Origin of the sequence: Collimonas arenae (assembly GCF_001584165.1) — a bacterium.
Taxonomy (GTDB): domain Bacteria; phylum Pseudomonadota; class Gammaproteobacteria; order Burkholderiales; family Burkholderiaceae_D; genus Collimonas; species Collimonas arenae.
In genome coordinates, this window is sequence record NZ_CP013233.1 from 4,503,848 (window position 1) to 4,528,064 (window position 24,217).

Consider the following 24,217-nt stretch of genomic DNA (forward strand, 5'->3'; position numbering starts at 1 on the left):
AACTACAATCCCGGTTCGGGCTCGTTGTCGGCCAGTATCTGGGCCACGGCGCCGGTCAGTTGCTCGACCAGTTCCGGATCCATGTATTGGTATTCATCCGGAATATCCAGCACATGGATCGGTTTGTGTTCCAATAGGCGTCCAAATTCTGCCTTGATCCGGTTTTTGTGTTTGCTCTCCATGACCAGGATCAGGTCCGCCCAGGCAATATCGGCGGCGCTGATCTTGTGGCGCGCATTCGGGCTGGTTCCCGCCGAACGGGCCTGAATGCCCGGCTGGCGTCGCCAGACCTGCTCACCGGTGGGGCTGCGCCACTGGTTACGGCTGCAGACAAAGAGTAATTTGGTCATTGATCCCGGTCGTTGATCTTGCTCATTTTTCGATTTGCCGTTGCAGGCAATTCATTTGTTTTGATTTAATTTGATTTAACAACATGCTGCATGGGACGCCGCTCTTTTCGTCCTTGTACCATTCTGCTACATTTCCGCCATGCCTAAACTGACCCTAGACCGAATCCTGCAATCGCAAGGCTTCGGCAGCCGCAAATATTGCCGCGAATTAATTGAAGATGGCGAAGTCGCCATCAACGGCGAAGTCGTGACCGACTACAAAGCCATGCCCGATACCGAGGGCTTGGTGTTCACGCTGTTCGACGAAGAATGGACCTATCGCGAGCACGTCTATATCGTGCTCAACAAACCTTCCGACATCGAATGTTCACGCAAACCGAGCCATCATCCCGGCGTGCTGAGCATCCTGCCCGAACAGTTCAGCTGGCGCGATGTGCAGCCGGTTGGCCGGCTCGACCACGACACCACCGGCCTGCTGCTGATGTCGGACGACGGCAGCTTCATCCACGCCCAATCGTCGCCGAAGCGCCATGTGCCGAAGCTGTATGTCGCCACTACGCATGATCCGGTGACGGAGGAACTGGTGCAAAGCCTGCTGGCCGGCGTCAAATTGCACGATGAGCCACAGCCCCTGGCCGCCGTCAGCTGCCGCAAGGTGGGCGAACATGAAGTCGAAATCGTGCTGGAACAGGGCAAATACCATCAGGTAAAGCGCATGCTGGTCGCCGCCGGCAACCATTGCACCGCCTTGCGCCGCACTGCGATTGGCGGCCTGACGCTGGATTCATTGGAACTGGAATTAGGCGAATGGATTTACCTGGAGCCGGAGCACCTGGCGTTGCTGGTACCGACTTAAGATATAAAAAAAGCGCAAGGCCCGAACCTTGCGCTTTTTGTTTCCAGTCCTCGCAGCAGCTTAGTGCGAGCGGATCATGGTGCCGAAAGCCTGCTCGGTCAACACTTCCAGCAACAGCGAGTGCTCGATGCGCCCATCGATGATGTGGACGGTGTTGACGCCCGACTTGGCGGCATCCAGTGCCGACGAAATCTTCGGCAGCATGCCGCCGGAGATGGTGCCGTCCTTGAACATTTCGTCGATCTCGCGTGCCGACAGGTCGGTCACCAGATTGCCCTGCTTGTCTTGCACGCCGGCGATGTTGGTCATCATGATCAACTTTTCGGCATGCAGGATTTCGGCGATCTTGCCGGCCACGACGTCGGCATTGATGTTGTAGGCCTGGCCGTCGGCGCCAAAGCCGATCGGCGAGATGATCGGGATGAAGGCATCGTCCTGCAGCGCCTTGACCACCGCCGGATTGATCGCTTCGATTTCACCGACGTAGCCGATGTCGAGGAATTCGCCCGGCTTTTCCCGGTCCGGCATGCGGTATTTGCGGGCGCGGATCAAGCCGCCGTCCTTGCCGGTCAGGCCCACTGCCTGGCCGCCGTAATGGTTGATCAGCATCACGATATCCTGCTGCACTTCGCCGCCCAGCACCCACTCCACCACTTCCATGGTTTCTTCGTCGGTAATCCGCATGCCTTGCACGAAGGTGCCTTGCTTGCCGATTTTCTTCAGCGCGTTGTCGATTTGCGGACCGCCGCCATGCACCACCACCGGGTTCATGCCGACCAGCTTCAGCAAAATCACGTCGCGCGCGAAACCGTGTTTCAGGCGTTCTTCAGTCATTGCATTGCCGCCGTATTTGACGACGATGGTTTTTCCGTGGAATTGACGGATGTATGGTAACGCCTCGGCCAGAATTTCTGCTTTGATTCCTGGGGCAACGTTGGCAAGATTGTTGGTCAAATCGGCCATGAACAGTCCTACAAGAGATTTCTGATCGGCTGCCTGAGGGGAATCGCGGCCCGGCAGGATACCGGCGGCTAACGACCCGTGGCGGAGGCTGGGACCTGAGACAGCTTGTCAGAAGAAAGTAAAAGGGTGCAAAGACTGCAACTCGGTGGAGTCATAAATCGCTGCGCAATGGATCAGCGCGATTTTACATGGAAATGCGCCAAATTAGGTGCGACAACCCGGCCATTCCTTGCATGTTGTTGCGTAAGCATATGCTAGGGTCTGTTAACATTTAATTTAGGAGTGCGAACGTGCGGCAGGCGTTGCGTGCCTAGCGCGACGACGCGACGTAGCGGTGCTACGGCAAGGAGCGGAGGCCGCCCCGAGCAACAACGGCATGCGACACTTGCCGCCTTTCCCGAAGGGTTCAAGTCAAAGAGTGCGCTGGCTGCGTTGCATGGTGCAAATAATAGCCGCGCCACTGCAACATTTCGGGAGTTTGTTTTTTACCTTAATAACAACACCCCCCGATCAAACCCAGTCAATTTCCAGACATCAACTTACGCTAAAGGATCAACGTAATGGCGCAATGCCCCATCTGTCGTCGGGAATTTTCCTGCGGCGCCGCTCAACACTCCGAGCAGCCGTGCTGGTGCAGCCAGTTGCCGCCGCTCCCGAGCGTCACTGCCGCGACTACCGCCCAGTGCTATTGTCCCGACTGCCTGCAGCGCCTGCTGCAATCGTCCAGGCCAAAGGATGGCCAGCAGGCTTAGTGACAGCTGCGTACTTCCTGAGCGGGAAAATCCGCCTTGATCTTGTCGAAGGCGGATTTCGATGCGCCGCCGAGGTCACGTAGCTGGAACGCCACCTTGGTCGAACTGGCGTTGCGGCTGCCGACCTTGGCGCCGGTCAGGCCACGCTTGGCCAGGTTGGCCACCTGCTTCTGGGCTGCTTCGTCGGTCTTGAAGATCCCCAGTGAAATGCCGAAGCGCAAAGGGCTGCTGTCCTGGATCACGAAAAAATCGCTGATTCCGAGCCGGCGCAGATCGTCTGCCTTCTTGTCGGCCGCTTCCTTGCTGCCCAGGGATGGCAGGTACACCATGTGGCTTGCCACTTCCTGAACGTCACGCCGGGCGAATTTGATGCTCGGCGTCAGCTCAGCCAGTTGACTCGAAAGCGGCGTGCCTCGGCAGCATTGAAATTGCCGATTTCGGTACAGGCCACCGGTGCAACATCGGCAACCTGAGGTGGCGCGCTGTCGTTGCTCGCGGCGGCAGCCGGCGTGGAAGCCGCTGCGGCGACAGGGACGGCGTCCGCCGTCAGCAGCTTGATCTTGTCGGCCTGCAGTTGTTTGCCTACGCGGGCCGGCTCGCGGCCGTCGCTGTAGAGCGCACCGAGATAGCCGCGCTCGGCGGCAAACAAGGCGGCATTCGCCAGTAACAGCAGCCAGAAGATGAGTTTCAGCATAATTGGGTCGAAAGATGTGTCGCCGCGGTTTGCAGGCCGATTAGTACCAGATTATCAACTGTTTCGTGCTCTATCGACAGATATGGTGCAATCAATGCCGCCGAGCCGCCCGCCACGATACAGCGTATTTTGCCGTCCGGATACTGCCGCGCCTGCATCGCCACCGCACGTTCGATGGCGCCGACCTGGGCGTTGATGCAGCCGCTGATGATAGCGTCGTCGGTATTGTCGGCAAACAGTGCAGTCACCTCTACGTGCTCGCGGATGTGCGGCAGCTGAGCGGTGCTGCGCGCTAGCGACGTAGCCATCAAACCCAGGCCCGGCAGGATCATGCCACCGGCAAACAAGCCGTCGGCGCTGACGGCATCGATAGTGGTAGCAGTACCGCAGGTGGCGACGATCAATGCCTGCTGTGGGAACAGGCGTTGCGCGCCAAGCGCTGCGGCAAAACGGTCGCAACCGAGCTGCGCCGGTTGTCGATAGCCGTTGCGCAGCGCGCCCAGTTGCAGCGGCGAGGCAAACCAGTTGACCGGCGCTTGCGCACCAACGCTCGCCTCAAGCACAGCCTGCAGCCGTTCGTGCAATTGCGCGCCGGCTACGTTGGAGACCAACACGCGGGACACCGCCAAGCGGCTCCAGCGCGCGCCCAGTTCCATGAGTTCAGAATGCGCGGCCGAACCGCTCTCCAGCCATACCCCGGGCGCTTGTGCCTCAGTTGAAGGAAGCGGCGCGCTGGCCCATTTGATGCGGGTGTTACCAACATCGATCAAGAGCATCGTCATGGTTCAGTCTTCTTTCGGGCGCAGGGAAATGTCGCCGGCCATGATGGCAATCGGCGCGCTGCCGTGGTCGGTCTGCAGCAATAGCCTGCCGATATGATCGATGCCCAGCGCCTGGCCTTCATGCAGGGTCTGGCCCTGATCCAGGATCACTACCTGCTGGCCGGCAAAGGCATGCAGGCGATTCCAGCGCTCGACAAAGGCTGCCAGGCCTTCGCTCTCGAATTGCTGCATGTTGCGGGCCAACGCCGTCAGCAACGAAGCCAGCAGCAAGTCGCGGTCCTGCGCCGCCGCCGATGGCAGGTTGGCGGTGCTGCGGCCTATCTGTTGCTGCAACTGTTCGGAAATCGCGATATTGAGGCCGATGCCGATCACCGCCCACACCTGCTTGTCCTGCGTGGGCGCGGTTGCGGTTTCGATCAGGATTCCAGCCAGTTTGCGGCCGCCCTGCAACACATCGTTCGGCCATTTCAATTGCACCGTGACGCCGAAATCGGCCAAGGTCTCGGCAATCGTCACGCCGACCGCCAGCGGCAGCCCAACCAGCGCCTGCAACGGACAGGAAAACGGCCAGGCCAGCGAAAACGTCAGCGCCGCCGACGGTGCACTCAGCCAAGGCCGGCCGGCACGACCGCGGCCGGCGGTTTGCATCTCGGCCGCCAGCAGGGTCGGCGCCGTTAGCGCCGGCGACGATTTGCCGCCGGCATTGTCGAACGCATTGTTGATCGAAACCCGCGCCAGCAGATCGGCATTGGTGGAACCGGTTTCGGCCACCACTTCAATCCGGCAATGCTCGGCATGATGGCCGGCAAATGCGGCAATGCGCGCTGCCGACAATGGCGTCGCGAAAGAATATGGGACAAAAGATTGGGCGGTCATGCCGCGCATTGTAGCGGGATGCGGGTTGCGATGAAATGGGTTAGCCTGACGTCAGGCGTAAGTTAGCGGTCACTACAGCGATTTTCGCCGGTAAATTGACAATCCGGCTGCCGGATTTCACCTTCCCTGCTGTTTTTGCACCGCCCGCAATAGTGCGAATGGTAATTCTCCCTTAAACTGATGCGATGCCGAATTCCGATTCCTCGACTCCCATTCTCGACCTGACCGATGGCAACCTGATCGCCGCGCGCGGCAACTGGCAGGTACACGCGCTGACGCAACCAGGCGTGATCAAGGCGATCCAGGGCAAACTGAAGAGCCTGGCGGGCCGTGACGGCTTGCGCTGGGACTTGTCGCACATCGGCACCCTGGACCATATCGGCGCCCAACTGCTGTGGAACGCCTGGGGCAAGGCGCGGCCGCCGCAATTGATCGTGGCGCCGCAGCACCGCGATTTCTTCCAGCGCCTGGACGCCGCAGGTGCGCTGGCGTTACCGCCCAGGCCGCCGCGACAACGTCTATTCAACCGCATCTATGACATCGGCAGCACGATGCTTGACCACGTGTCCGGCTTCATCACGCTGCTCGGTCAACTGATGCTGGATTTCCTGCGCATGCTGCAAATCCCGCACCGGGCGCCGTGGAAAGAGATTTCCGCCAATATCTATCATGTCGGCTACCAGGCTTTGGCATTACCGCACTGGTGGGTTTCCTGATCGGCGTGGTGCTGTCTTTCCTGTCGGCGCAACAGCTGCATACTTTCGGCGGTGACATCTACCTGGTCAACATTCTCGGCATGAGCATCATCCGCGAACTGGGGCCGTTGCTGGCGGCGATCCTGGTGGCCGGCCGTTCCGGTTCGGCGATTACTGCGCAGCTGGGCGTGATGCGCGTCACGGAAGAACTCGATGCGATGCTGGTGATGGGCCTGCCGCACGGCTTCCGGCTGATCCTGCCACGCGTGCTGGCGTTGCTGGTGGCGATGCCGCTGCTGGTGATCTGGACCGATGCGATTGCACTGATCGGCGGCATGGTGGCGGCCCAGTTGCAACTGGGCTTGTCGCCGACCTATTTCCTGCAGCAGTTGCCGAATGCGGTGCCGCTGCCCAACTACCTGATCGGACTCGGCAAGGGGCGGTGTTCGGCGGCCTGATCGCGATGGTTGCCTGCTACTTCGGCCTGCGCATCGAACCGAATACCGAGAGCCTCGGCCATGGCACCACGACATCAGTGGTCAGCGCGATTACCATTGTCATCGTCGCCGATGCGGTGTTTGCAATCATTTTCAGCGGTGTGGGATTCTGATGGATAACACACAGGCGAACGTGCAACCCATTATCGAAATCGACAAGCTGTGGACCCAGTTCGGCCAGACCGTGATTCACCAGGATCTCGACCTGAGCATCAATGCCGGCGAAATCGTCGGCCTGGTAGGCGGCTCCGGCTCCGGCAAGACCACGCTGGTGCGCCAGGTTTTGGGACTGAACCGGCCCACCAAAGGCACCGTCAAAGTATTCGGCGTCGACGTCAGCAAGGCCGATGTCGATCAAATGTACTCGCTGCAAAATCGCTGGGGCATGTTGTTCCAGCAAGGCGCTTTGTTTTCGGCGCTGACGGTGCTGGACAACGTAGCGTTGCCGATGCGCGAACTGCGCGCGCTGCCGGACAGCCTGATCCGCGATGCAGCGCTGCTGAAGCTGCAGATGGCGGGTATCGGTCCTGAACATGCGTTGAAGATGCCATCCGATCTGTCGGGAGGCATGATCAAACGGGTGGCATTGGCGCGAGCGTTGTCGCTGGAACCAGAACTGCTGTTCCTGGATGAACCGACCGCGGGACTCGATCCGGCATCGTCGGCGGCATTCATCGAGTTGATCCGTTCGCTGCACAAGGACATGCACCTGACCGTCGTGATGATCACGCACGACCTGGAACCATTGCTGGCGCTATCGACCAAGATTGCCGTGCTGGCCGACAAGCACGTGATCGCCTACGACACGCCGGAAAAGGTGATGAAAGTGCATCATCCGTTTATTACTTCATTTTTTCTCACAGCCCGCAATGTCGAACACGATACATGCGGCTGACAACTTGCCGCCAGCCTTGGCAGTAGTGCATTGCCGCTGGTGCAACGATAGGAAGTCTTATGGAAAACAAATCGCATGCCCTGATCGCCGGCTCTTCACCGTGGTCCTGCTGGTCGCGGCCATTTTCGGCGTGATGTGGTTCAACAGCGACCGCGTCGAGCGCGTGCCCTACGAGATCGCCACCAAGCTGTCGGTGCCGGGCCTCAATCCGCAAGCCGATGTCCGCTATCGCGGTCTGGACGCCGGCAAGGTTGAGGCGATCACCTTCGATCCCAAGGTGCCGGGGCAGATCCTGATCCAGATCAAAGTCAATCCGGATACGCCGATGACGCAATCCACTTTCGGCACGCTGGGCTACCAGGGCGTGACCGGTATCGCCTACGTCCAGCTCGACGATGACGGCAGCCAGCCAGTCCGGCTGGTCAGCAGCAAGGCCAATCCGGCGCGGATCGAGCTGCGCCCGAGCCTGTTCGACAACCTGCAAAGCAAGGGCGCGGTGATCCTGGCGCGCGCCGACGAGATGGTCAGTAAGCTCAATAACCTGCTCGATCCGGCCAACCAGAAAACCATGGTCAAGGCCTTCAGCGACATCAGCAACACCGCCAATGAGTTCCAGTCCATTCCGCAACAAATGGCGCCGACCTTGCGCCAACTGCCGGCACTGACCGGCCAGATGAACCAGGCCTTGAAATCCATCACCGCGCTGTCCGACAACATGACCGTACTGAGCAAGAGCCTCAATACCCTGACCGCCAGTTTGCAAGGACCGGACGGCGCAGTAACGAACTTGTCGGGCGCTGCGCAACACATCGGTTCGGTGGTCAACGGCTTGCAATACGATACGCTGCCGCGTTTCAATACCCTGGCTGACGAAGCGCGCTCATCGATGCGCACGCTGAACCAGACGATGGACCATTTCAACCAGCAGCCGCAAAGCATCCTGTTCGGCAGCAAGGGGCTGCCGCCGGGGCCGGGAGAGGTCGGCTTTGCCGCACCTGCACCTGGCCGCTAACCTGCCAGCGCTCATCACAACTCCAGATCCCATCCAGAAGGTACGCCATGACCACTATGCCAAGAATCCTGTCGTCACTTGCCGCCATCGTCCTCGTCGCCGGCTGCGCCAGCAGGGCCGAGACGCCGACCCAATACGACCTGGGCCGCCTGCCGACAGTCGCGGCGACAACGGCCAGCACCTTGCCGCCGATCAGCGTGGCCGACGTCAATGCACCAGCCTGGCTCGATAACAACATGATGTTCTTCCGTCTGGCCTACGCCAACGAGCAGCAGCCACGTCCCTACGCCAACAGCCGCTGGACCATGCCGCCGGCGCAGCTGTTCCAGCAGCGCCTGAAATCGCGCCTGGCGCAAGCCGGCGGCACGGTGCTGGCGATGTCGGATGCGGCGCTCAACGTGCCGCTGCTGCGCATTGACCTGGATGACTTCACGCAAACCTTCGACACGCCGGACCGTAGCCAGGCCACGATCCAGGTGCGGGCGTCACTGTTCAACGGCCGCCAGCTGCTGGCGCAAAAGAGTTTCAGCGGCCAGGCGCCGACACCCAGCGCCGATGCTGCCGGTGCGGCACGCGCCTTCGTCGCCGCTAATGATGCCGTGATCGATAGCCTGATGAACTGGCTGGCAACCGTGGCGCCAAAGAAACAATGACAGAAAAGGTTGAACAGCAGGCGGAGCGATCCGCCGTCGCATCCTCGTTTTCCCGCATCAGCCTGGTGATCTACCTGCTGCTGATCATGTATGCCAGCTGGTACCCGTTCGCCGGCTGGCGCGATCTCGGACTGTCGGCGTTTGCCTATCTGAAAGCGCCGCTGCCGCACTACTGGACTGTGTTCGATGTCTGGACCAACGTCGCCGGCTATCTGCCGTTCGGCATGCTGGTGGTGCTGGCGTTACCTCGGTCGCGCCGCTGGTCGGTGTATTGGGCGATCCTGCCGGCGACTCTGGCCGGCATCCTGTTTTCCGGCACCATGGAAGCGGTGCAGACCTTCCTGCCAACGCGAGTCGCTTCCAACCTGGATTTGATGACAAATAGCGCCGGCGCCCTGCTCGGCGCCGTGCTTGGCGCCTTCTTGCGGCCACGCTTCGGCCCCGACAGTCGGCTGCTGCAGCTGCGCGAACAATGGTTCAACCGCGAAGCCAGCCAGGGCATGGTGGTAGTCGCATTGTGGCCGCTGGCGCAAATCTACCCGCTCAGCCACCTGTTCGGTTTTGGTCAGTTCACCTCGATGCTGTCCACCTGGCTATCTGACCTGCTGGAACAACCGGTCGATCTGCAGGGCTGGATTACCAACGACGTGCAATTTACCGCCGCCCAATACTGGCTGACCGAAACCATCATCACCGCCTGCGGCCTGACCGGCGCGGCGCTGACCTTCCTTATCCTGCTGCGCAAACAGGCGCCGAAAGTACAGCTGACGCTGCTGCTGATCTTTATCACGCTGATGACCAAGGCGCTCGCCACTGCGCTGCTGTTTGCACCTGACAACGCCTTCGTCTGGCTGACTCCGGGTTCCTTCGGCGGCCTGCTGATCGGCGGCCTGATGCTGGGCGGACTCGCGTTCGCACCGCAACTGGCGCAGCGGCGGCTGGCCGGACTATGCCTGGTCATCACCTTGTTGCTGGTGAATATCATGCCGGACAATCCGTATTACGTTGAAACCCAACAGACCTGGACCCAAGGGAAATTCCTGAATTTCAACGGCGTGGCGCAATTCCTGGCCCTGCTGTGGCCGTTTTGCACCCTCTGGTTCCTGTTTCATCCTTTACATCGTCGGCGTGCCGCCAGCAAGAATTCGCCGCAAGATTCCAGATAGGAAGCACGGCGGCCCTGAAACGAAAATGATGCGGGTGTATGATTCCTGCCTATGAGCTTGCCACACCTTCTGCTTGATGCACGCATCCGAGCCAACCACCCCAACACCCAGATTCCGTCATGAGCGATAAACCCTACTACGAACACCACGTATTCTTTTGCCTGAACCAGCGCGCCCCGGCGAGCGGGTCTGCTGCGCCAACAGCGGCGCGCAGGCCGCGCAGGAACATGCCAAACGCCGCGTCAAGGAGCTTGGCCTGGCCGGCGAAGGCAAGGTCCGGATCAACAAGGCCGGCTGCCTGGAACGCTGCGAAGAAGGCCCGGCGCTGGTGATCTACCCGCAAGGCACCTGGTATACCTACGTCGACAACGACGATATCGATGAAATCATCGATGTGCATCTGGTTGGCGGAAAGATTGTCGAGCGCCTGAAAATCTGACTTCAAGTCAAGATTCGCCGTGGGGTGGGCAAGTCGTTTTGCCACCCGACCAGACTATTCAAATGCCGCAGCAATCCAGCAGCAACGGCATCATCCATCACAGTCCAATCAAAGCAATCCAATGAACGCCCAAACCCAACCTTTCTTCATCAGCGGCGCCGTCGGCCAACTCGAATGCGCACTCGACCTGCCTGATCCCGATACCTTTGCCGCGCCACGCGGATTGGCGCTGGTGGCGCATCCGCATCCGCTGTTCGGCGGCACCATGGACAACAAGGTCGCGCACACGCTGGCGCGCGGTTTCCTCGCGCTCGGCTACGCGACAGTGCGCATGAATTTCCGCGGCGTCGGCAAATCCGAAGGAGTACATGACGAAGGCCGCGGCGAAACCGACGACATGGCGCTGCTGCTGACCCACATGCGCCAGCAATATCCCGATTTGCCGCTGGCGCTTGGCGGCTTTTCCTTCGGCACCTTCGTGCAATCGCAATTGCAGCAGCGCCTGATCGAAGCCGGCACGCCGGCCGAACGGCTGGTGCTGGTCGGTACTGCGGCCGGCAAATGGCCGTTGCCGACCGTGCCGGGCAACAGCATCCTGATCCACGGCGAACTGGACGAAACGATTCCGCTGGCCTGGGTGCTCGACTGGGCGCGTCCGCAAGACATCCCGGTGATCGTGATTCCTGGCGCCGATCATTTTTTTCATCGTCGCCTGCAACATATCAAGACTCTCATGGTCGAAATGTGGCATCGCTGACAAGTGGTCGGAACAGCATGCTTCCAGTGCGGTTACACGCTTCTTGAAGCGTGTAAATGCCGGCCGGGCAAACGGTAAGGCTATAATTCCGTTGTGAGGTTGTTTGCCCGCCGTCTCCACCCACTCATTTTTTCAACCATTCACGCTAATAAAGTTGCTCAATATCCACATTGGCAATTGCATAATTTTGTTGGTACTGATTTCATTACTCGATACTCCATGAAAAAAATACTCGCGGCGCTTGCTGCAACCGTCCTTTCCATCTCCGCTGCCTTCGCGCAGACACTGCCGCCGCCGACAGTCGCCGCCAAATCGTGGCTGCTGCTCGACACCACCAGCAATCAAGTAGTTGCCGCCCAAGATCCCGACATGCGCATCGAGCCTGCTTCGCTGGCCAAGATCATGACTGCGTACGTGGTGTTCGGCGCATTGCGCGACAAGAAGATCAGCCTCGATCAAATGGTGAATGTGTCGGTGCGCGCCTGGAAAGTCGATCCGAGCAGCTCGAAGATGTTTATCGATCCGGCCACACCGGTCTCGGTCAACGACCTGCTGTACGGCCTGATGGTGGTATCGGGTAACGACGCCGCGGTAGCGCTGGCGGAAGCCGTGGCCGGCACCGAAGATTCGTTCGTGGCGCTGATGAACCACGAAGCCGAACGCATGGGCATGAAGTCGACCCATTTCGGGAATCCACACGGCCTGCCAAGCGCCGATACTTACTCGACCGCGCGCGACCTGTCGACGCTGGCGGCGCACGTGATTGTCGATTTCCCCGAGTTCTACAAGATCGACTCGACCAAGAAATACACTTACAACAAGATCACCCAGCCTAACCGCAACCGCCTGCTGTGGCTCGACCCAACCGTTGACGGTATGAAGACCGGCCACACCAGCAGCGCTGGCTATTCGATCATCGCCAGCGCCAAGCGTCCGAATGCAGGCGGCGATCGCCGTCTGCTGGCCGTCGTGATTGGCACCGATTCCGACAGCATCCGCACCCAGGAAGCACAAAAACTGTTGAACTGGGGCTTCCAGAACTTTGACGCAGTCAAGCTGTACAGCAAGGGTCAGGCAGTCGACACGCCGCAAGTCTGGAAAGGCGCCAAGAGCCAGATCAAGATCGGCTTCAACCATGACGTCTACGTGACCGTACCGAAGGGCATCGCCGACAAGATCAAGCCAGTGCTGGAACGCACCGATCCGCTGATCGCACCGATCCAGCAGAACGCCAAGGTCGGCACCCTGAAAGTCAACGCCGACGGCAAGACCATCGCCGAATTCCCGGTACTGGCGCTGGAAGGCGTGAACCAGGCTTCGATCTTCGGCCGCGCCTGGGATTCGATTCGTTTGATGTTCAAATAAATGCAGTGAACCCGGGGCTTTCCGCCCTGCCGGTACCATCAAAAAATGACAGCCGCGGCTGTCATTTTTTTTACCAATAATCATTCGCATGCAATGGCTGGACAACTGTATCACTCTGTATCATCTAGTTACAATTTTGTTTCCACGTAACAATTAAATAGATTGTCCGAGAGCAAAATGTGGGGATACACTGCAGTCCCGTGACCAACCCCGGCCACGACAAAATGATGCGGCGCCCACCACAATGCGGCGCTAGCACATGGCGGTACAACAGGAGGAATAACATGATGCTCAGCTTCATTGGTTTCCAGCCGTACACCTATCGCGCCACGTCAAGGCCGCTCGCCCCGCCTCTTCGCTTCTAGCTTCTAGCTTCTAGCTTCTAGCTTCCAATTTTTTCGCTTTACCGAATTTCAATCCTGGCGCTCTGCACGCCCGGGTTGTCTTAGACGCAGCCGTCGTTCCGCCATGGCAGGTGGCGGCACGCCTGTGCGTCGGCCTGCAGCGGGACGCAATCTCGCCGCAGATGCGGTAACCGGACGCTCCCGATCGGACGTCCGGCTATGTCAATTCACATCAACTATGGAGAGATGCAATGAAATTGAATCGCAAATTAGTCGTGCTGGCACTGTCTTGTGCTTATGCCAGCGTTGCACTTGCAGGTGCTGTCAAAGAATCCAGCGACTCGGTCTACAAGCCAACCGGCAAGGGCTGGGGCGAGCTGGACCTGGATGCGCAGACCCATGCGCAAAAGGCGGCAACCCTGAAAGCGCAGCGCAGCGCCAACCTGACTAATCAGGGTGGTCCCGTAATGACCGCGCCAAAGAACGTCTACTATATCTGGTACGGTACTTGGGATAGTGCTTCGCAAAACGTGCTGACCAATCTCGGCAACCACATCGGCGGTTCACCTTATTTCAACATCAACACCACTTACACCGACAAGTCCGGTACGCATGTGCAAAACGTCGTCAACTATGCCGGCACCACTACCGACAGCGGCTCGCTCGGCACCAAGCTGTCCGACGCCAACATCGAAACCATCGTCGCCAACAAGATCAATTCCGGCGCGCTGCCGCTGGATGCGAATGGCGTCTACTTCGTGCTGACCGACAAGAACACCACCGCCACCTCGGGCTTTTGCACCCAGTATTGCGGCTGGCACACCAACGCCACGATCAACGGCAAGGATATCAAGTACGCCTTCATCGGCAATCCTGAAACCCAATGTGCCAGCTCATGCGGCGCCAATACACCGAGCCCGAACAACACGCCGGGCGCGGATGCAATGGCCAGCATCATTTCGCATGAGCTCGAAGAAACCACGACCGATCCAGACGGCAACGCCTGGTACGCGCTGTCCAACGGCATGGAGAACGGCGACAAATGTGCATGGAATTTCGGCACAACGTCAACCGCTTCCAATGGTGCTGCCTACAACCAGACCTTCGGCACCATGAAGTATCTGATCCAGCAGAACTGGACGCTGCTGCCGAGCCAGGCTTGCGCCCAGCACTATCCATGATGGCAAGATGGCCCTGATGTAACATGGAATTCCGCCGCGGAGCGCTCTGCGGCGGAGCTTCATCTGACACTTCTTCCAATTCAACTGCCCGAGTCCATGCCATGAAAAAATTTCCTCTTCTGCTGGCGCTGCTGCTGGCAAATCCGCTATCCGGCTTCGCACAGCAAGCCACCGCTCCGCTTCAGAGAACCATACCGACCGTCACCCGCACGGTGCAGATTTTCAGCACATTGGAAAATGAATTGAATGACGCGGTCCAGCAGCGCAACAGCGGCGTCATCGATAAGCGCCTTGCCGACGATTATGAACTGCGCACCGCTGCCGCACCCGCCCAACCGACGCCGCGTGCGGAATGGATCGCCAGCGCCCTGAAGCAGGCACCGTTTGCGTCGCAGGTGCAACAGATGGCAGTTCATGAATACGGCAACCTGATGGTCGTCAGCTTCCTGTGGTCGTTGGATGTTCCCGCCGCCAGCCAGCTGGCAAAGAACATCTTTGTCGTCGATACCTGGAAACAGGTCGACGGCGACTGGAAACTGGCGGTCCGCTACGCTGCGCCGGCCGACGCGCAGCACAAGAAAGTGCCGGGAGCAGATCCGTCCGGCATCGACACCAAGAAAAAAATCTGACACTGAACCCTGTCTCTTTCTTAGCAACGGAAACACCATGATCCGCTTCAAGAATACTATGCCCTTGCTGTTCGCCCTGGCGGCCGCCAACGCCACCGCCGAAACCGCACAGGAAGCCCGCATCAAACAACTGATCGAGCCGCGCATGGGCGTCGGCATCAAGGTCGATTCGATCACCAAGACGCCTTATGCTGGCTTGTATGAAGTGCGCACCAACGGCGATATCTTCTACACCGATGAAAACGCCGACTACATCGTGGTCGGCAAAGTCATCGATACACACACCTACAAGGACCTGACCAAAGAGAGAGTGGACCAGCTCGCAGCGATCAATTTCGCCGACCTGCCGCTCGACGCCGCGGTCAAGACTGTCAAGGGCAATGGCAAACGGGTGATGGCAATATTCGAAGATCCGAACTGTCCCTATTGCAAGAAACTGCACCAGACATTGCAGGAAATTGACAATGTAACGATCTACACCTTCCTGCTCAACATCCTGTCCGATGATTCGGTGGTGAAATCACGCGATATCTGGTGCTCGGGAGACCGCAGCAAGGCGTGGAACGACTGGATGGCAAACGGCAAAGCTGCAGCGGCGGCTACTTGCCCGACGCCAAATGACAAAGTGCTGGCGCTAGGCAAGAAACTGCGCATCGTCGGCACGCCCACCGTGTATTTTTCGGATGGCAGCCGCACCGGCAGTGCGCTTGACGCCAAGGCCCTGGAACAGAAACTGGCTTCCATGAAGTAGCCGGGGGAGCCGACCGTAAGCGCCGCCGGCTGGTGCAGGTCAGCGCCGGCGGCGGCTCCAGGCTTCCAGAAAGGCCAGCGTTACATTAGCCTCGTTGGTCTCCGCCAGGCCGCTGCCGAAGAACGCGCCGACATCCTTGAAATCATTGCCGCCGGCCAGATCGGACAAGCTGCGGAACGCAATGAAAGGAACACGGTTGGCATACGCCACCTGGGCAAAGGCGCCGGTTTCCATGTCCACCACCTGCGCCTGCAGGTTATCGAACAGATAGGCACGATAGCCGGGATTGGCCAGGAAAGCGCTGCCGGAAACACCATGACCGCCGACCCGCAATTCCGGCTGGACGCTAACGCACAGGGATGGGTTCTTCGGTCCGCATTTCGCCAGCGCTGGTTTCAGGTTGCGGGCCAGCGCCAGCATCTCGGGATCGGCGTGGAATTCAAAACGGAATTCTCCTTGCGGCGCATTAGTCGCATTCATCACGAAATTGTCGCGCATGAACAAGCCGCTGCTGACCGGGCCATTCGGCGTATCGATCTTGAAATCCGGGCGCGGCTTGCCATTTTCAGAAGCCAGCTTGACACCAAGGCAGCTGGTGTCGCCGGCAGCGCCGCACGGGGATGGCAGAGTGCCGTCGCCATTCCAATAAACTTCCATCGGCATTGCCCAACTCTCCGGCACAGTCACATCGCCGACATGGTTGGCCGGATTGACGCCACCGGCGATGCCGCTCATCAGCAAGCGCTCGACATGGAAATGATCCATCATCAGTTGCGTCACCATGGTGGCATTGACCACGCTGACGCCGCTCAATACGATCACAACCGGATTGCCGCGCAATTCGCCAGTCGTAAAGCGGTTGCCGTTGATCAGCCACTCGCGCTTTTTCTGCGTCTGTTCGATCAGGATATCGGCTTCGGCGCCGAACGCCGAAACGATGCCGATGCGCGGCTTGCATTCAGTCAGGCAGTGCTTCTGCGCCACCGGCGCGGCGCTGGCGCTCGATGTCAACGCAAATGTCGACGTGAATGTCAGCGCAGCACCGGCCAGCAAGCCGAACGTGGTCCGGCGCAAGGTTTTCAATACGGGGATTTGAGCAAACAAAGGACTTCCTTTCGCAAAGGGATTCAGCGGCGGTCAATTCGTCTGCCGCCACACGCGGATAAATGAATCAGGTATTGTCCGGACCTTGTGCAATTCCCGTGCCATGCGCGCGGGTGCTGTAGCGCCAGTGCAGCAAGCCGATTGCATAGGTGACGTAATAACCGGCCAGGATGCCGAAGATCAGCAACGTCAACGGACTGCCGGAAAGATTGGCCGATGGCCAGACAACTGGCTCGGACGAGAAATAGAAAAGTTGAATCGCCCGATAGCCGATACGCACGATGAACAACAGCGACAGCGCGATCCCCAAATGCAAGCTAGGCGTATAAAACATGCCTTCCGACGTCTTCTCGAATTTGGTCAAGCGATGTCCGAAGACACCCAGTCCCGCGCCCAGCAGCACACCGCCGGCGATGGCAGCAGCGTGGGCGGTATTGGTGATGGAGCCGAGCAGCAGCATGCCGACCAGCCAGGTAAAGAAACAGATGGTGATCCAAGGCCGCACGTTGGACAATTTCTGCCGCCCGACCGTGCGTCGAATACGCGAATACAGGCGCCAGACAATCAACGCGGCAATGCCGGCGGAAACCACGAACGAAGGATGCGCGGGAATTGCCATGTCGTTATCTCCGAAGACTAATCGCCGATTGAGTGAGTCGAGATCAATTCAATATCAGGAAGATTTTCCGCCACTTCCCGGACCGAAGAATACCGCATTAATGCATCAACCACCTGCGGCAAAGGTTCAGGCCAGATTTCAGGAAGATCCCTTTCCTGTTCAGCCAGGATCGGGAACGCCAACCTCTCCTGCGGCGGCATGAACTGAGCATCGACACCAGGCTTGTTGCCTCGCGCATCAATGCGGTACCAACCATGTTGTTTCAAGTAGATCGCGTTCAAGCCATGCAAACAAAACGGCGGGCCTTCCATTCCTACTGACAGCCGCTGGTAACACAACCCGGTAGGAATACCGTTATAGCGTAACAGCGCCGCCAGCAGATGGCTCTTGGCATAGCAATATCCGGTGCCGTGCCGCAGCACATCGGAAGCGCGGCAAGTCACCGGGTCCAGTTTGAAATCCCAGCTGTGCTTGATGTCGTCGCGCACGAATTCGAAGCAAGCCTTGACCACCTCTTCTTCCGACGCGCAGCCGGCCGCCAGCGCACTCGCCTTGGCGGCGACGTCGGGATGGTCGCCGTCGATGTAAGTGCTAAATGCCAAATATTGATTCATGTATTCGGTCCGAAATCTGTCTCGCGCAATCGTTGTCGATTTACGCCGCCTGCTCGGCAGCTTCAAAATTGATCTGCGCCTGCTCGCGCACCTGGGCGCGCCGCAATTCCCACAGTTCGCGCAGCTTGTCCGAACGCAGCTCGCGCTCATCCGATTCCGACACGAAGCCGACTTCGCCATTGCCGTCGGCGACAGTGCGGCTGAAACTCCATTCACGCGAGAATTCCGGCTTGATGGCGCCGGCGTGTTTGGTTGGCATGGCGCAGATCAATTGCATACCGAGGTTATCGCGCAAGAATTTCAGGACGTCGCGTGCGCGGCCTTCATCCATCTTGGCGAACGATTCGTCATTGACCAGCAGATGCAGGCTGGTGCCTTTCTCGAAACGCTTGAGACGGTTGGTGACTACTGCCGAGTGGATGATGTAGGCTGGCGTCTCTAGCTGGCCACCGGAGCCGGTGCCCCATTCCGACAGGCGCACGTGGGAACCGGTATCGGATTCCTTGTAGATTTCATAGCGCCGGTAGTTGCGGTAGTCGGCGACCCGCTGCAACTCCTTGACGGCCTTGTCTTCATCATCCGATAACAGCAATTGCACCAGGCGATCGCGCACCTGGCAGTTTTCTGCGCTCAGTCCAGGGCCGGAGAACAGGCTGCTGTTTTCCTGCGTATCCGACATTTCCGAGGTAGCGCAGAAGAAGTCGTAATAAGCCTTGAATTCCGGTATCCATTCCGACCAGTCGATGCGGAACTTGTCGGTGCCGAACTTGAGCTTATCGAGTTCGATGTTCAGCGTTTTCAAGGTGCGTACGCCGGTGTCGACGGCGTTGCGGATTTCGTAGCAGAACTGTTTGGTGAACACATCGTTGAACGACGACTCGGCAGTGCGCAACTGCTCCAGGTTCTTGATCAGGCCGATATCTTTCTGGCGCGTCAGCTGGCCGCGGGTGCGCTCCTGCAAGGTCACCATCATGGCGTACAGCGGCGCGAAGTCGCCGTCGCGCAAATCGTCGCCGTGCGCCACTTCGAAGCGTTCATCAATCCGTGCGTGCGCATGGTATTCGCCAAGCGCGTTGCGCGCGTCGCCGTACAGTTGCCAGCTGAGCGCAGTTTGCTTGGCGACGTTGCTGGAAGCCTGGAAAGGCGTATAGCTGCCGTCATTGACCCAGCCGGCGACTTCGTCGGTGAGCGCGGTGAACGACAGGCTGCCGTTGACGATGCACAGGTCACGCAGTTTTGCGGTATCGCTATCGACTCGCGCTTGCTTGCTGCCCATGCCCAGATTCAGCTTGGTGATCGCAGCCTGATGGCCTTGGATGGCTTTTTCATGGCCGCCGATGTTTTTACTGCAAGCGGTCTTGCGTGCTTCCAGATTGGCGATTTCGACGCTCAATGCTTCGGCCTCGTCTTCCAGCTTGCTAACTTGGGTCAGATCCAGCCGGCTCAAATCCTGACGCGCGGCATCGAGATCCCGCACCAGGCTACCGAGCTCGTCAATCGCCGCAAACGACGGACACTGCAGTTGCCCCATCAACGCCAGCGCACCTTGCAGCTCACGCAACTGGGCGCGCACCTGCAACAGTTCCTGTTCTGCCTGCGCATGTTCCTGTTCGGCTCTTTGCTTGGCGAGGCGCTTGGCTTCCTGGCCGAACACCAGCAGATCGGTATCCGCGGTAAACATCGTGCGCGAGCCGCTGCCCTTGCCGTCCTTGGTCAGGCCGCGCGATGTGTGGCGCAGCGCTTCGGTATCGCTCACCTTCACCACCTGGCCGAACTGGTCGTGCAGGTAGGCATGTGCGATCGGATGTTCGGTGCTGAGTTCATGCACGATCGAATCGCTCGGCGTTCTTTCGATCTTCAGATTCTTCAAACAAAAGCTGCCCTGGATCACATTGGCGCGCAACCGCTTCTGGCGCACGAAATCGATGGCCTTGCCTTCCCAGGCCTGATCCACCACCAGGTTGAAACGGGCGCCGCCGAGATAGCCTTCGATGGCAGCCTGCCACTCTTCCGACAAGGGCTCGACCAGATCGCACAAGACTTGCGCGCGCGCCGCGCCTAGCTCACTACGGAATTCCTTCAACGCGTGGCGGATGTGTGCCGGATAGTCGGCGCCGCCTTCAGCCAGGTTGGCTTTACGCGAAGCTGCGTCTTTCTCGCGACGCAATGCTTCATGTTCGGCGTTGCGCAACTGCGCAATCTGCGTGTGCAGGGCCGAAACGAAACTGTGTTCGGTACCTGCCAGCGCCCCATGCAGCTTGCCCAGTGCGGCATCGACACCTTCAAAGTCGTTGACCAGCATCAGCGATTTCAGCACATCCACTTCGTCGGCCTCGGCCAGCTCGCCGATGCTGCGCAGATGCGTGGCGAGATCGAGCGTGCCGGCGGCCGACAAAGCCAGCACCACCTGGCGCGCGGCGTCGGCAATCTCTTTCTGTTCCAGCGGAATCTGCATGCCGGCCACGCTGCGCGCCGCGGTTTCCAGTTGTTGGGCGATCAATGCATTGTGTTGCAGAGAATTGAAAACGGCCTTGATCTTGCCGTCACATTGCTCGATGCGGTTCTGGATGCGTGTCTTTTGTTCGGCCGCCGGAATACCCATCATCTGCGCATGAATCTGCGTCAGGCTGCGGTTCTTGGCGTTGCGGTCCTGCTCCAGCTGATCGACAGTTTCGGCTTCGTCATCGATCAAGGCCTGCAGACTCTCGATGGCCGTCGCGGCGGTTTCCAGCTGGCGTTGATCTTCGCGCAGCGCCAGCGACGACACCAGCAACTGCGACTGGCAGGCCGCCTGGTGCGCACGCGCCGTATCGCCGACCGTCTTGCTCAACAACTCCAGTCGTTTTACGTTATCGCTCAGGCGCTCACCTTCCTTGCGCAGCTCATTGACCTGGCGCATCAGCTTGCTGATCTGGCCGATGCGTTGTGACAGTTGCGTGGTATCGAGTTCCAGGATCTGGTGCTTGACCAGATCGTCGACGCTACCGATCGGTTTGTGCGCGATCGACTGGCTCCAGGCGCGCGCCGCGCTTTCGGCTTCGGCAAAGGAAACGGTTTTCTGGCCGCGGAAACGGCCGTACAGCTGGCACAGGTACTCGCGCTTGCTGTCGCGGAAATTGGTGACGCCGCGGTATTTTCCGGACAGATGGCGCTCGATCTTTTCCACCGCCACTACCGCCATGCCGCCGTCGATTTCGGTCGAGGTCAGGTCGCCCAACTGCAATGCGACGCCATCGATGATCAATAGCGCCAACCGTTCCGATACCGCTTGCCGTCGTTCACCGGCGCCATCCACGCGCGCCGAAGCCGCCACCAGCGCAGTGAACTCGCTCCCTTCTTCGCCTTCGCTTGGCTTGAACACCGCAGCGACATAGCCGTGTGCGCCGTTCGGGCGCGCAAACAGGTTATCTTCGGCGCCAACAATGTAAGACCACAGGCTGCGCTTGGTCTTGCCGTTGCGCGCGCCTTGGGTGGTTTCATCCTGGCCCGGGTTGTAGCTGAAAATATTCTGGTACACCGCCGTCATCACGGTTTGCAGCGCATCCAGCATGGTCGATTTGCCGGAACCGGTCGGCCCGGTCAGCAGCGTCATGTTGCCCATCGGGTATTCCTGCGAGCGCAACGCGCCCCAATTCACCAGGATCAGTTTGTCCAGCTTCATTCGATGCTTCCTTCTTTATGTGCTGCTTCCAGGCTGTCTTCCAACGCATCTTCCGGCATCTCATCCAAAGTGCCTTGCAGATCACCCTGTTCTTCGTCTGCTGCGGCCTCGCTGCCGACCGCCAGCGGTTCGGATTCCAGCGCGGCTTCCAGCATGTCGTCGCTGATGATGCCGAGAATGGTCGGACGGATCGCCAACAGCGCGTCTTCGTCGTCCATCGAAAAATTGGCGGCCAGGCGGATCAGGCGATGGCGCTTGAGTTCATTCAGCAGGCGTTGCCGTTCGACGCTGGTCGGCGGCAGAGCGCGTTTCAGTTGCGTCTGCAAGGTAGCGGATAGTTCTTCGAAGCGGGTCAGCACCTCGCCGCTGTCGGTCAATCGGCTGCCGCCTTCGGCCAGGCCCTGCTGATACTGGAAGCGCAGAGCCAATGCAGCCGCCACGAAATCCGGCGACAGCCGCGCGCGCAAACCTGGCACTGGTTCCAGGCCGTCTTCCGGCAATCCCGGCACTTCGGCGCCGGGCGCATACAGGCGAAAGAATTCGCCTTTCAAATTGTGCTCCAGGCGAAAACCGCCGAGCTGGAAATAATCGCCCAGGCAGGCCTCGATACGGCGCGCATCGTCGTACAGGCGCTGCTCGACGCCGTCTTCCTCACGCATCACGATGCCAACCGCGAACAGGCGCGCGACGATTTCGCGGAAGCGTTCCAGCGACAGAGCGTGCAAGCTCAGTTGGGCGTGCAATGTTTCATTCAGTGTCATGTTTCATCTCAATCTGATAATCGTCGCCGGCATAGAACTCGTTCCAAAGCTTGCTCGATAATTTTTGTACGGTCAGGCGCGGATCGCGCGCGCCGCGCACCGCTTCCACCACCTGCATGTTGTTGAGGACATCGGTAGTGGTCGCCACCGGCAGCGTCGACAGGCGGATCGGCCGGTCGCGCAAGCGCAGTTCGGCACGTAGGCGGTGCACGATGTCGTCATTAGAGAGTGCGAAGGCGTCAGCTTCGGCGCGGTACATGGCCGCAGCCAGACGCGCATCGCGCGTCACTTTCGGCTGCGCGGTGACGGTCAGCGCCTTGCGCCGCTGCGACGCGCTGCGTAACTTGAACGCGGCCGGATCAAGCAAGCGGATCTCCGCCGGCGCGATGGCGCCGCCGATCCGTACCAGCAACGCATCCTGCTCCGCACCACTTAGGCTGGCAGTCCTGCTGATCGCCACGCTATATGCCTGGCGGGTCTGGCCGCCGCGCAGCATCAACGCTTGCTGCACGATGCTGGCGGCGCGCTGCATGTACACACTCATCGCCTTGATCAGTTCCGGATGCTTGGTGGTGCAGGCCGCTTCCACCATTTCCTCGATGCGGTCCAGCATCCAGTCCAGGGTCGACGGCCCTTGCCGTTCCTGGGTGGCCCAGCGGGCGATGTCATTCAGCTGTAACTCCAGCGCCTGTGCCTGTTCCGCCTCCAGGCTATGCAAACGCGCGATGACATCGCGGATCGCCTGGCGGTGCCGTTCGATGCTATCGGCGGTCAGCTGCTTCTTGAATTCCTTTTCGAAACGGTCGAGGAATTCCATGAATCCGTCCCACGGCGTTTGCGAAGCTTCCAGCATCAGCCGCCGCACCAGTTCCTGAAAATAGTCGACGCCTTCCGATAAGTCGCTGATGACTTTTTCGGCGTAGTCGTAGGCGTCGATCAGATCGTAGGCATCAACATTGCGCAGCGCGGCGTTGAGGGCGTTGCGGCAGCTGCGCACATTGCGCTGGCGGGTGCGAGCGCTGCGCCGCTCAAGCGACCAGAACGCTTCGGCGAACAGCTTGCCGGCGCGGGTGAAGCGATAGGCGGTGACCAGCCCGGCGCGATCGCCAAAGGTTTCCAGCCAGCCATCCCGGAGCAACGTACGCAGCAGCGCGCTGCTGCTTTGCTGGTCGTCGCCGCCGTCGGCAATGAAATCATCGTCGGGCAAGCTGGCGGCGGCATCTTCCTGCTGCTGCAGGACCTGGCGCGACTCCTGGATCACCGGCAGCAACAGGTCGCGCAAGCCGTCGCGCGTCAGGTTCTGGCCGTAATCGGCGCTAGGGCCGTGCAGCCGCTCATACAGCGCGCGCACGCAAGCCACCACCACGCTGCGGTGCTTGCCGGCCAAGGGCCGGAAAAAATTAAGTCGTTCTGGTTCAAAAAACAATGCAATTCGCCTGCGATAATGGCCAAGGCGCGGATAATATTGCCTTGACACTGTCCATACGGAATATTCTGACCGCCATTGTAAAGGCTGATGCCCGGCTGCGAGCATCCATATTCGCCTGTGGACAGAACCCTGACGGGTCCGTAACATGCTTTCCCACCATTGGCTTATCCTGTGTGTCTGAGGATAAGCCAACCGCAGCCACGCAACCGCCGGTGCTGCCGGGAAAATCAATGCCAACAACAGGACTTCCCCAGGCCAGCCGCCAGGAGACAAACATGCTTGCATCCAGCCGCCAACTCAGTATTGCCATTGCCTGCCCGTTAGCGGACGCCTTGATGAACGACCTGACGACGTTGAAACAGCTGCTTGAGG

23 protein-coding genes and 2 pseudogenes are annotated in these 24,217 nt (G+C 59.4%); 13 read left to right on the plus strand and 12 right to left on the minus strand.

From position 1 onward, the window contains the following. Positions 1 to 2: 2 nt before the first annotated feature. Positions 3 to 350, minus strand: coding sequence for a low molecular weight protein tyrosine phosphatase family protein (locus CAter10_RS20635; RefSeq protein WP_061534926.1), 348 nt, complete (start codon positions 348 to 350; stop codon positions 3 to 5). Between the two features lie 139 nt (positions 351 to 489). Here CAter10_RS20635 and CAter10_RS20640 point away from each other — a divergent pair, with 139 nt between their 5' ends. Beyond that, positions 490 to 1,206 carry a pseudouridine synthase gene (locus CAter10_RS20640; RefSeq protein ID WP_061534927.1) on the plus strand — a complete coding sequence of 239 codons (717 nt, stop codon included), beginning with the start codon at positions 490 to 492 and terminating at the stop codon, positions 1,204 to 1,206. Between the two features lie 60 nt (positions 1,207 to 1,266). Here CAter10_RS20640 and argB read toward each other — a convergent pair whose 3' ends face one another. Beyond that, positions 1,267 to 2,169 carry an acetylglutamate kinase gene (gene argB, locus CAter10_RS20645; protein ID WP_061534928.1) on the minus strand — a complete coding sequence of 301 codons (903 nt, stop codon included), beginning with the start codon at positions 2,167 to 2,169 and terminating at the stop codon, positions 1,267 to 1,269. Between the two features lie 560 nt (positions 2,170 to 2,729). On the opposite strand from argB, the gene CAter10_RS22195 reads away from it, so the two are divergent. After that, positions 2,730 to 2,921, plus strand: coding sequence for a cysteine-rich CWC family protein (locus tag CAter10_RS22195; protein WP_082798011.1), 192 nt, complete (start codon positions 2,730 to 2,732; stop codon positions 2,919 to 2,921). Here CAter10_RS22195 and CAter10_RS23850 read toward each other — a convergent pair. The 4 genes from CAter10_RS23850 to CAter10_RS20665 are packed head-to-tail and all read right to left on the minus strand — an operon-like array spanning position 2,918 to position 5,273. Then, entirely contained in the window at positions 2,918 to 3,250 is a 333-nt protein-coding gene (locus CAter10_RS23850; protein WP_061534929.1) for an SPOR domain-containing protein, read from the minus strand. The genes CAter10_RS22195 and CAter10_RS23850 overlap by 4 nt on opposite strands. A gap of 50 nt (positions 3,251 to 3,300) precedes the next feature. Beyond that, complete coding sequence (locus CAter10_RS23855) at positions 3,301 to 3,615, minus strand: hypothetical protein (RefSeq protein ID WP_061534930.1); 315 nt, start codon at positions 3,613 to 3,615, stop codon at positions 3,301 to 3,303. Then, positions 3,609 to 4,397 (minus strand): type III pantothenate kinase, encoded by a 789-nt coding sequence (locus CAter10_RS20660; RefSeq protein WP_061534931.1) that lies wholly within the window; start codon positions 4,395 to 4,397, stop codon positions 3,609 to 3,611. The genes CAter10_RS23855 and CAter10_RS20660 overlap by 7 nt, the downstream gene beginning before the upstream one ends. Before the next feature lie 3 nt (positions 4,398 to 4,400). After that, entirely contained in the window at positions 4,401 to 5,273 is an 873-nt protein-coding gene (locus CAter10_RS20665; protein WP_061535489.1) for a biotin--[acetyl-CoA-carboxylase] ligase, read from the minus strand. 185 nt (positions 5,274 to 5,458) lie between these two features. On the opposite strand from CAter10_RS20665, the pseudogene CAter10_RS20670 reads away from it, so the two are divergent. From CAter10_RS20670 to CAter10_RS20720, 11 genes and pseudogenes are all read left to right on the plus strand, one after another. Then, positions 5,459 to 6,578 (plus strand): annotated as a pseudogene (locus CAter10_RS20670) (MlaE family ABC transporter permease). Then, on the plus strand, positions 6,578 to 7,360 hold the full coding sequence (locus CAter10_RS20675; RefSeq protein WP_061534932.1) for an ABC transporter ATP-binding protein: 783 nt from the start codon (positions 6,578 to 6,580) through the stop codon (positions 7,358 to 7,360). Before CAter10_RS20670 ends, CAter10_RS20675 begins: the two are co-directional and overlap by 1 nt. Further along, entirely contained in the window at positions 7,335 to 8,372 is a 1,038-nt protein-coding gene (locus CAter10_RS20680; protein WP_335340173.1) for an MlaD family protein, read from the plus strand. The genes CAter10_RS20675 and CAter10_RS20680 overlap by 26 nt, the downstream gene beginning before the upstream one ends. A gap of 47 nt (positions 8,373 to 8,419) precedes the next feature. Beyond that, positions 8,420 to 9,025 carry an ABC-type transport auxiliary lipoprotein family protein gene (locus CAter10_RS20685; protein ID WP_061534933.1) on the plus strand — a complete coding sequence of 202 codons (606 nt, stop codon included), beginning with the start codon at positions 8,420 to 8,422 and terminating at the stop codon, positions 9,023 to 9,025. Further along, positions 9,022 to 10,191: a VanZ family protein gene (locus CAter10_RS20690; protein ID WP_061534934.1), complete on the plus strand. Its 1,170-nt coding sequence runs from the start codon at positions 9,022 to 9,024 to the stop codon at positions 10,189 to 10,191. The genes CAter10_RS20685 and CAter10_RS20690 overlap by 4 nt, the downstream gene beginning before the upstream one ends. 119 nt (positions 10,192 to 10,310) lie before the next feature. Beyond that, a pseudogene (locus tag CAter10_RS20695) lies at positions 10,311 to 10,630 on the plus strand ((2Fe-2S) ferredoxin domain-containing protein). A 121-nt stretch (positions 10,631 to 10,751) separates the two neighbouring features. After that, positions 10,752 to 11,387, plus strand: coding sequence for an alpha/beta hydrolase (locus tag CAter10_RS20700; protein WP_061534935.1), 636 nt, complete (start codon positions 10,752 to 10,754; stop codon positions 11,385 to 11,387). Between the two features lie 219 nt (positions 11,388 to 11,606). Beyond that, positions 11,607 to 12,752, plus strand: coding sequence for a D-alanyl-D-alanine carboxypeptidase family protein (locus CAter10_RS20705; RefSeq protein WP_061534936.1), 1,146 nt, complete (start codon positions 11,607 to 11,609; stop codon positions 12,750 to 12,752). A gap of 595 nt (positions 12,753 to 13,347) precedes the next feature. Beyond that, entirely contained in the window at positions 13,348 to 14,277 is a 930-nt protein-coding gene (locus CAter10_RS20710) for a hypothetical protein (protein WP_061534937.1), read from the plus strand. Between the two features lie 101 nt (positions 14,278 to 14,378). Next, positions 14,379 to 14,906: a nuclear transport factor 2 family protein gene (locus CAter10_RS20715; RefSeq protein WP_061534938.1), complete on the plus strand. Its 528-nt coding sequence runs from the start codon at positions 14,379 to 14,381 to the stop codon at positions 14,904 to 14,906. Positions 14,907 to 14,943: 37 nt separating this feature from the next. Next, the gene (locus tag CAter10_RS20720; RefSeq protein ID WP_061534939.1) at positions 14,944 to 15,657 is read left to right on the plus strand and encodes a DsbC family protein; all 714 of its coding nucleotides are present in this window, start codon (positions 14,944 to 14,946) and stop codon (positions 15,655 to 15,657) included. A 39-nt stretch (positions 15,658 to 15,696) separates the two neighbouring features. On the opposite strand, the gene CAter10_RS20725 is transcribed toward CAter10_RS20720, so the two are convergent. The 6 genes from CAter10_RS20725 to CAter10_RS20750 all read right to left on the minus strand — a co-directional run bounded on the left by CAter10_RS20725 (position 15,697) and on the right by CAter10_RS20750 (position 23,842). Next, positions 15,697 to 16,761, minus strand: coding sequence for a 5'-methylthioadenosine/S-adenosylhomocysteine nucleosidase family protein (locus tag CAter10_RS20725; protein WP_231879087.1), 1,065 nt, complete (start codon positions 16,759 to 16,761; stop codon positions 15,697 to 15,699). A gap of 67 nt (positions 16,762 to 16,828) precedes the next feature. Further along, positions 16,829 to 17,380, minus strand: coding sequence for a CcdC protein domain-containing protein (locus CAter10_RS20730; RefSeq protein ID WP_061534940.1), 552 nt, complete (start codon positions 17,378 to 17,380; stop codon positions 16,829 to 16,831). Between the two features lie 17 nt (positions 17,381 to 17,397). After that, entirely contained in the window at positions 17,398 to 17,994 is a 597-nt protein-coding gene (locus CAter10_RS20735) for a transglutaminase-like domain-containing protein (RefSeq protein ID WP_061534941.1), read from the minus strand. A gap of 40 nt (positions 17,995 to 18,034) precedes the next feature. Continuing rightward, the gene (locus CAter10_RS20740; RefSeq protein WP_061534942.1) at positions 18,035 to 21,655 is read right to left on the minus strand and encodes an ATP-binding protein; all 3,621 of its coding nucleotides are present in this window, start codon (positions 21,653 to 21,655) and stop codon (positions 18,035 to 18,037) included. Beyond that, a complete protein-coding gene (locus CAter10_RS20745; protein WP_082798013.1) occupies positions 21,652 to 22,416 on the minus strand; it encodes a DUF4194 domain-containing protein in 765 nt (254 codons plus the stop codon). Before CAter10_RS20745 ends, CAter10_RS20740 begins: the two co-directional genes overlap by 4 nt. Continuing rightward, complete coding sequence (locus tag CAter10_RS20750) at positions 22,403 to 23,842, minus strand: Wadjet anti-phage system protein JetA family protein (RefSeq protein WP_061534943.1); 1,440 nt, start codon at positions 23,840 to 23,842, stop codon at positions 22,403 to 22,405. Before CAter10_RS20750 ends, CAter10_RS20745 begins: the two co-directional genes overlap by 14 nt. Between the last annotated feature and the right edge of the window lie 375 nt (positions 23,843 to 24,217).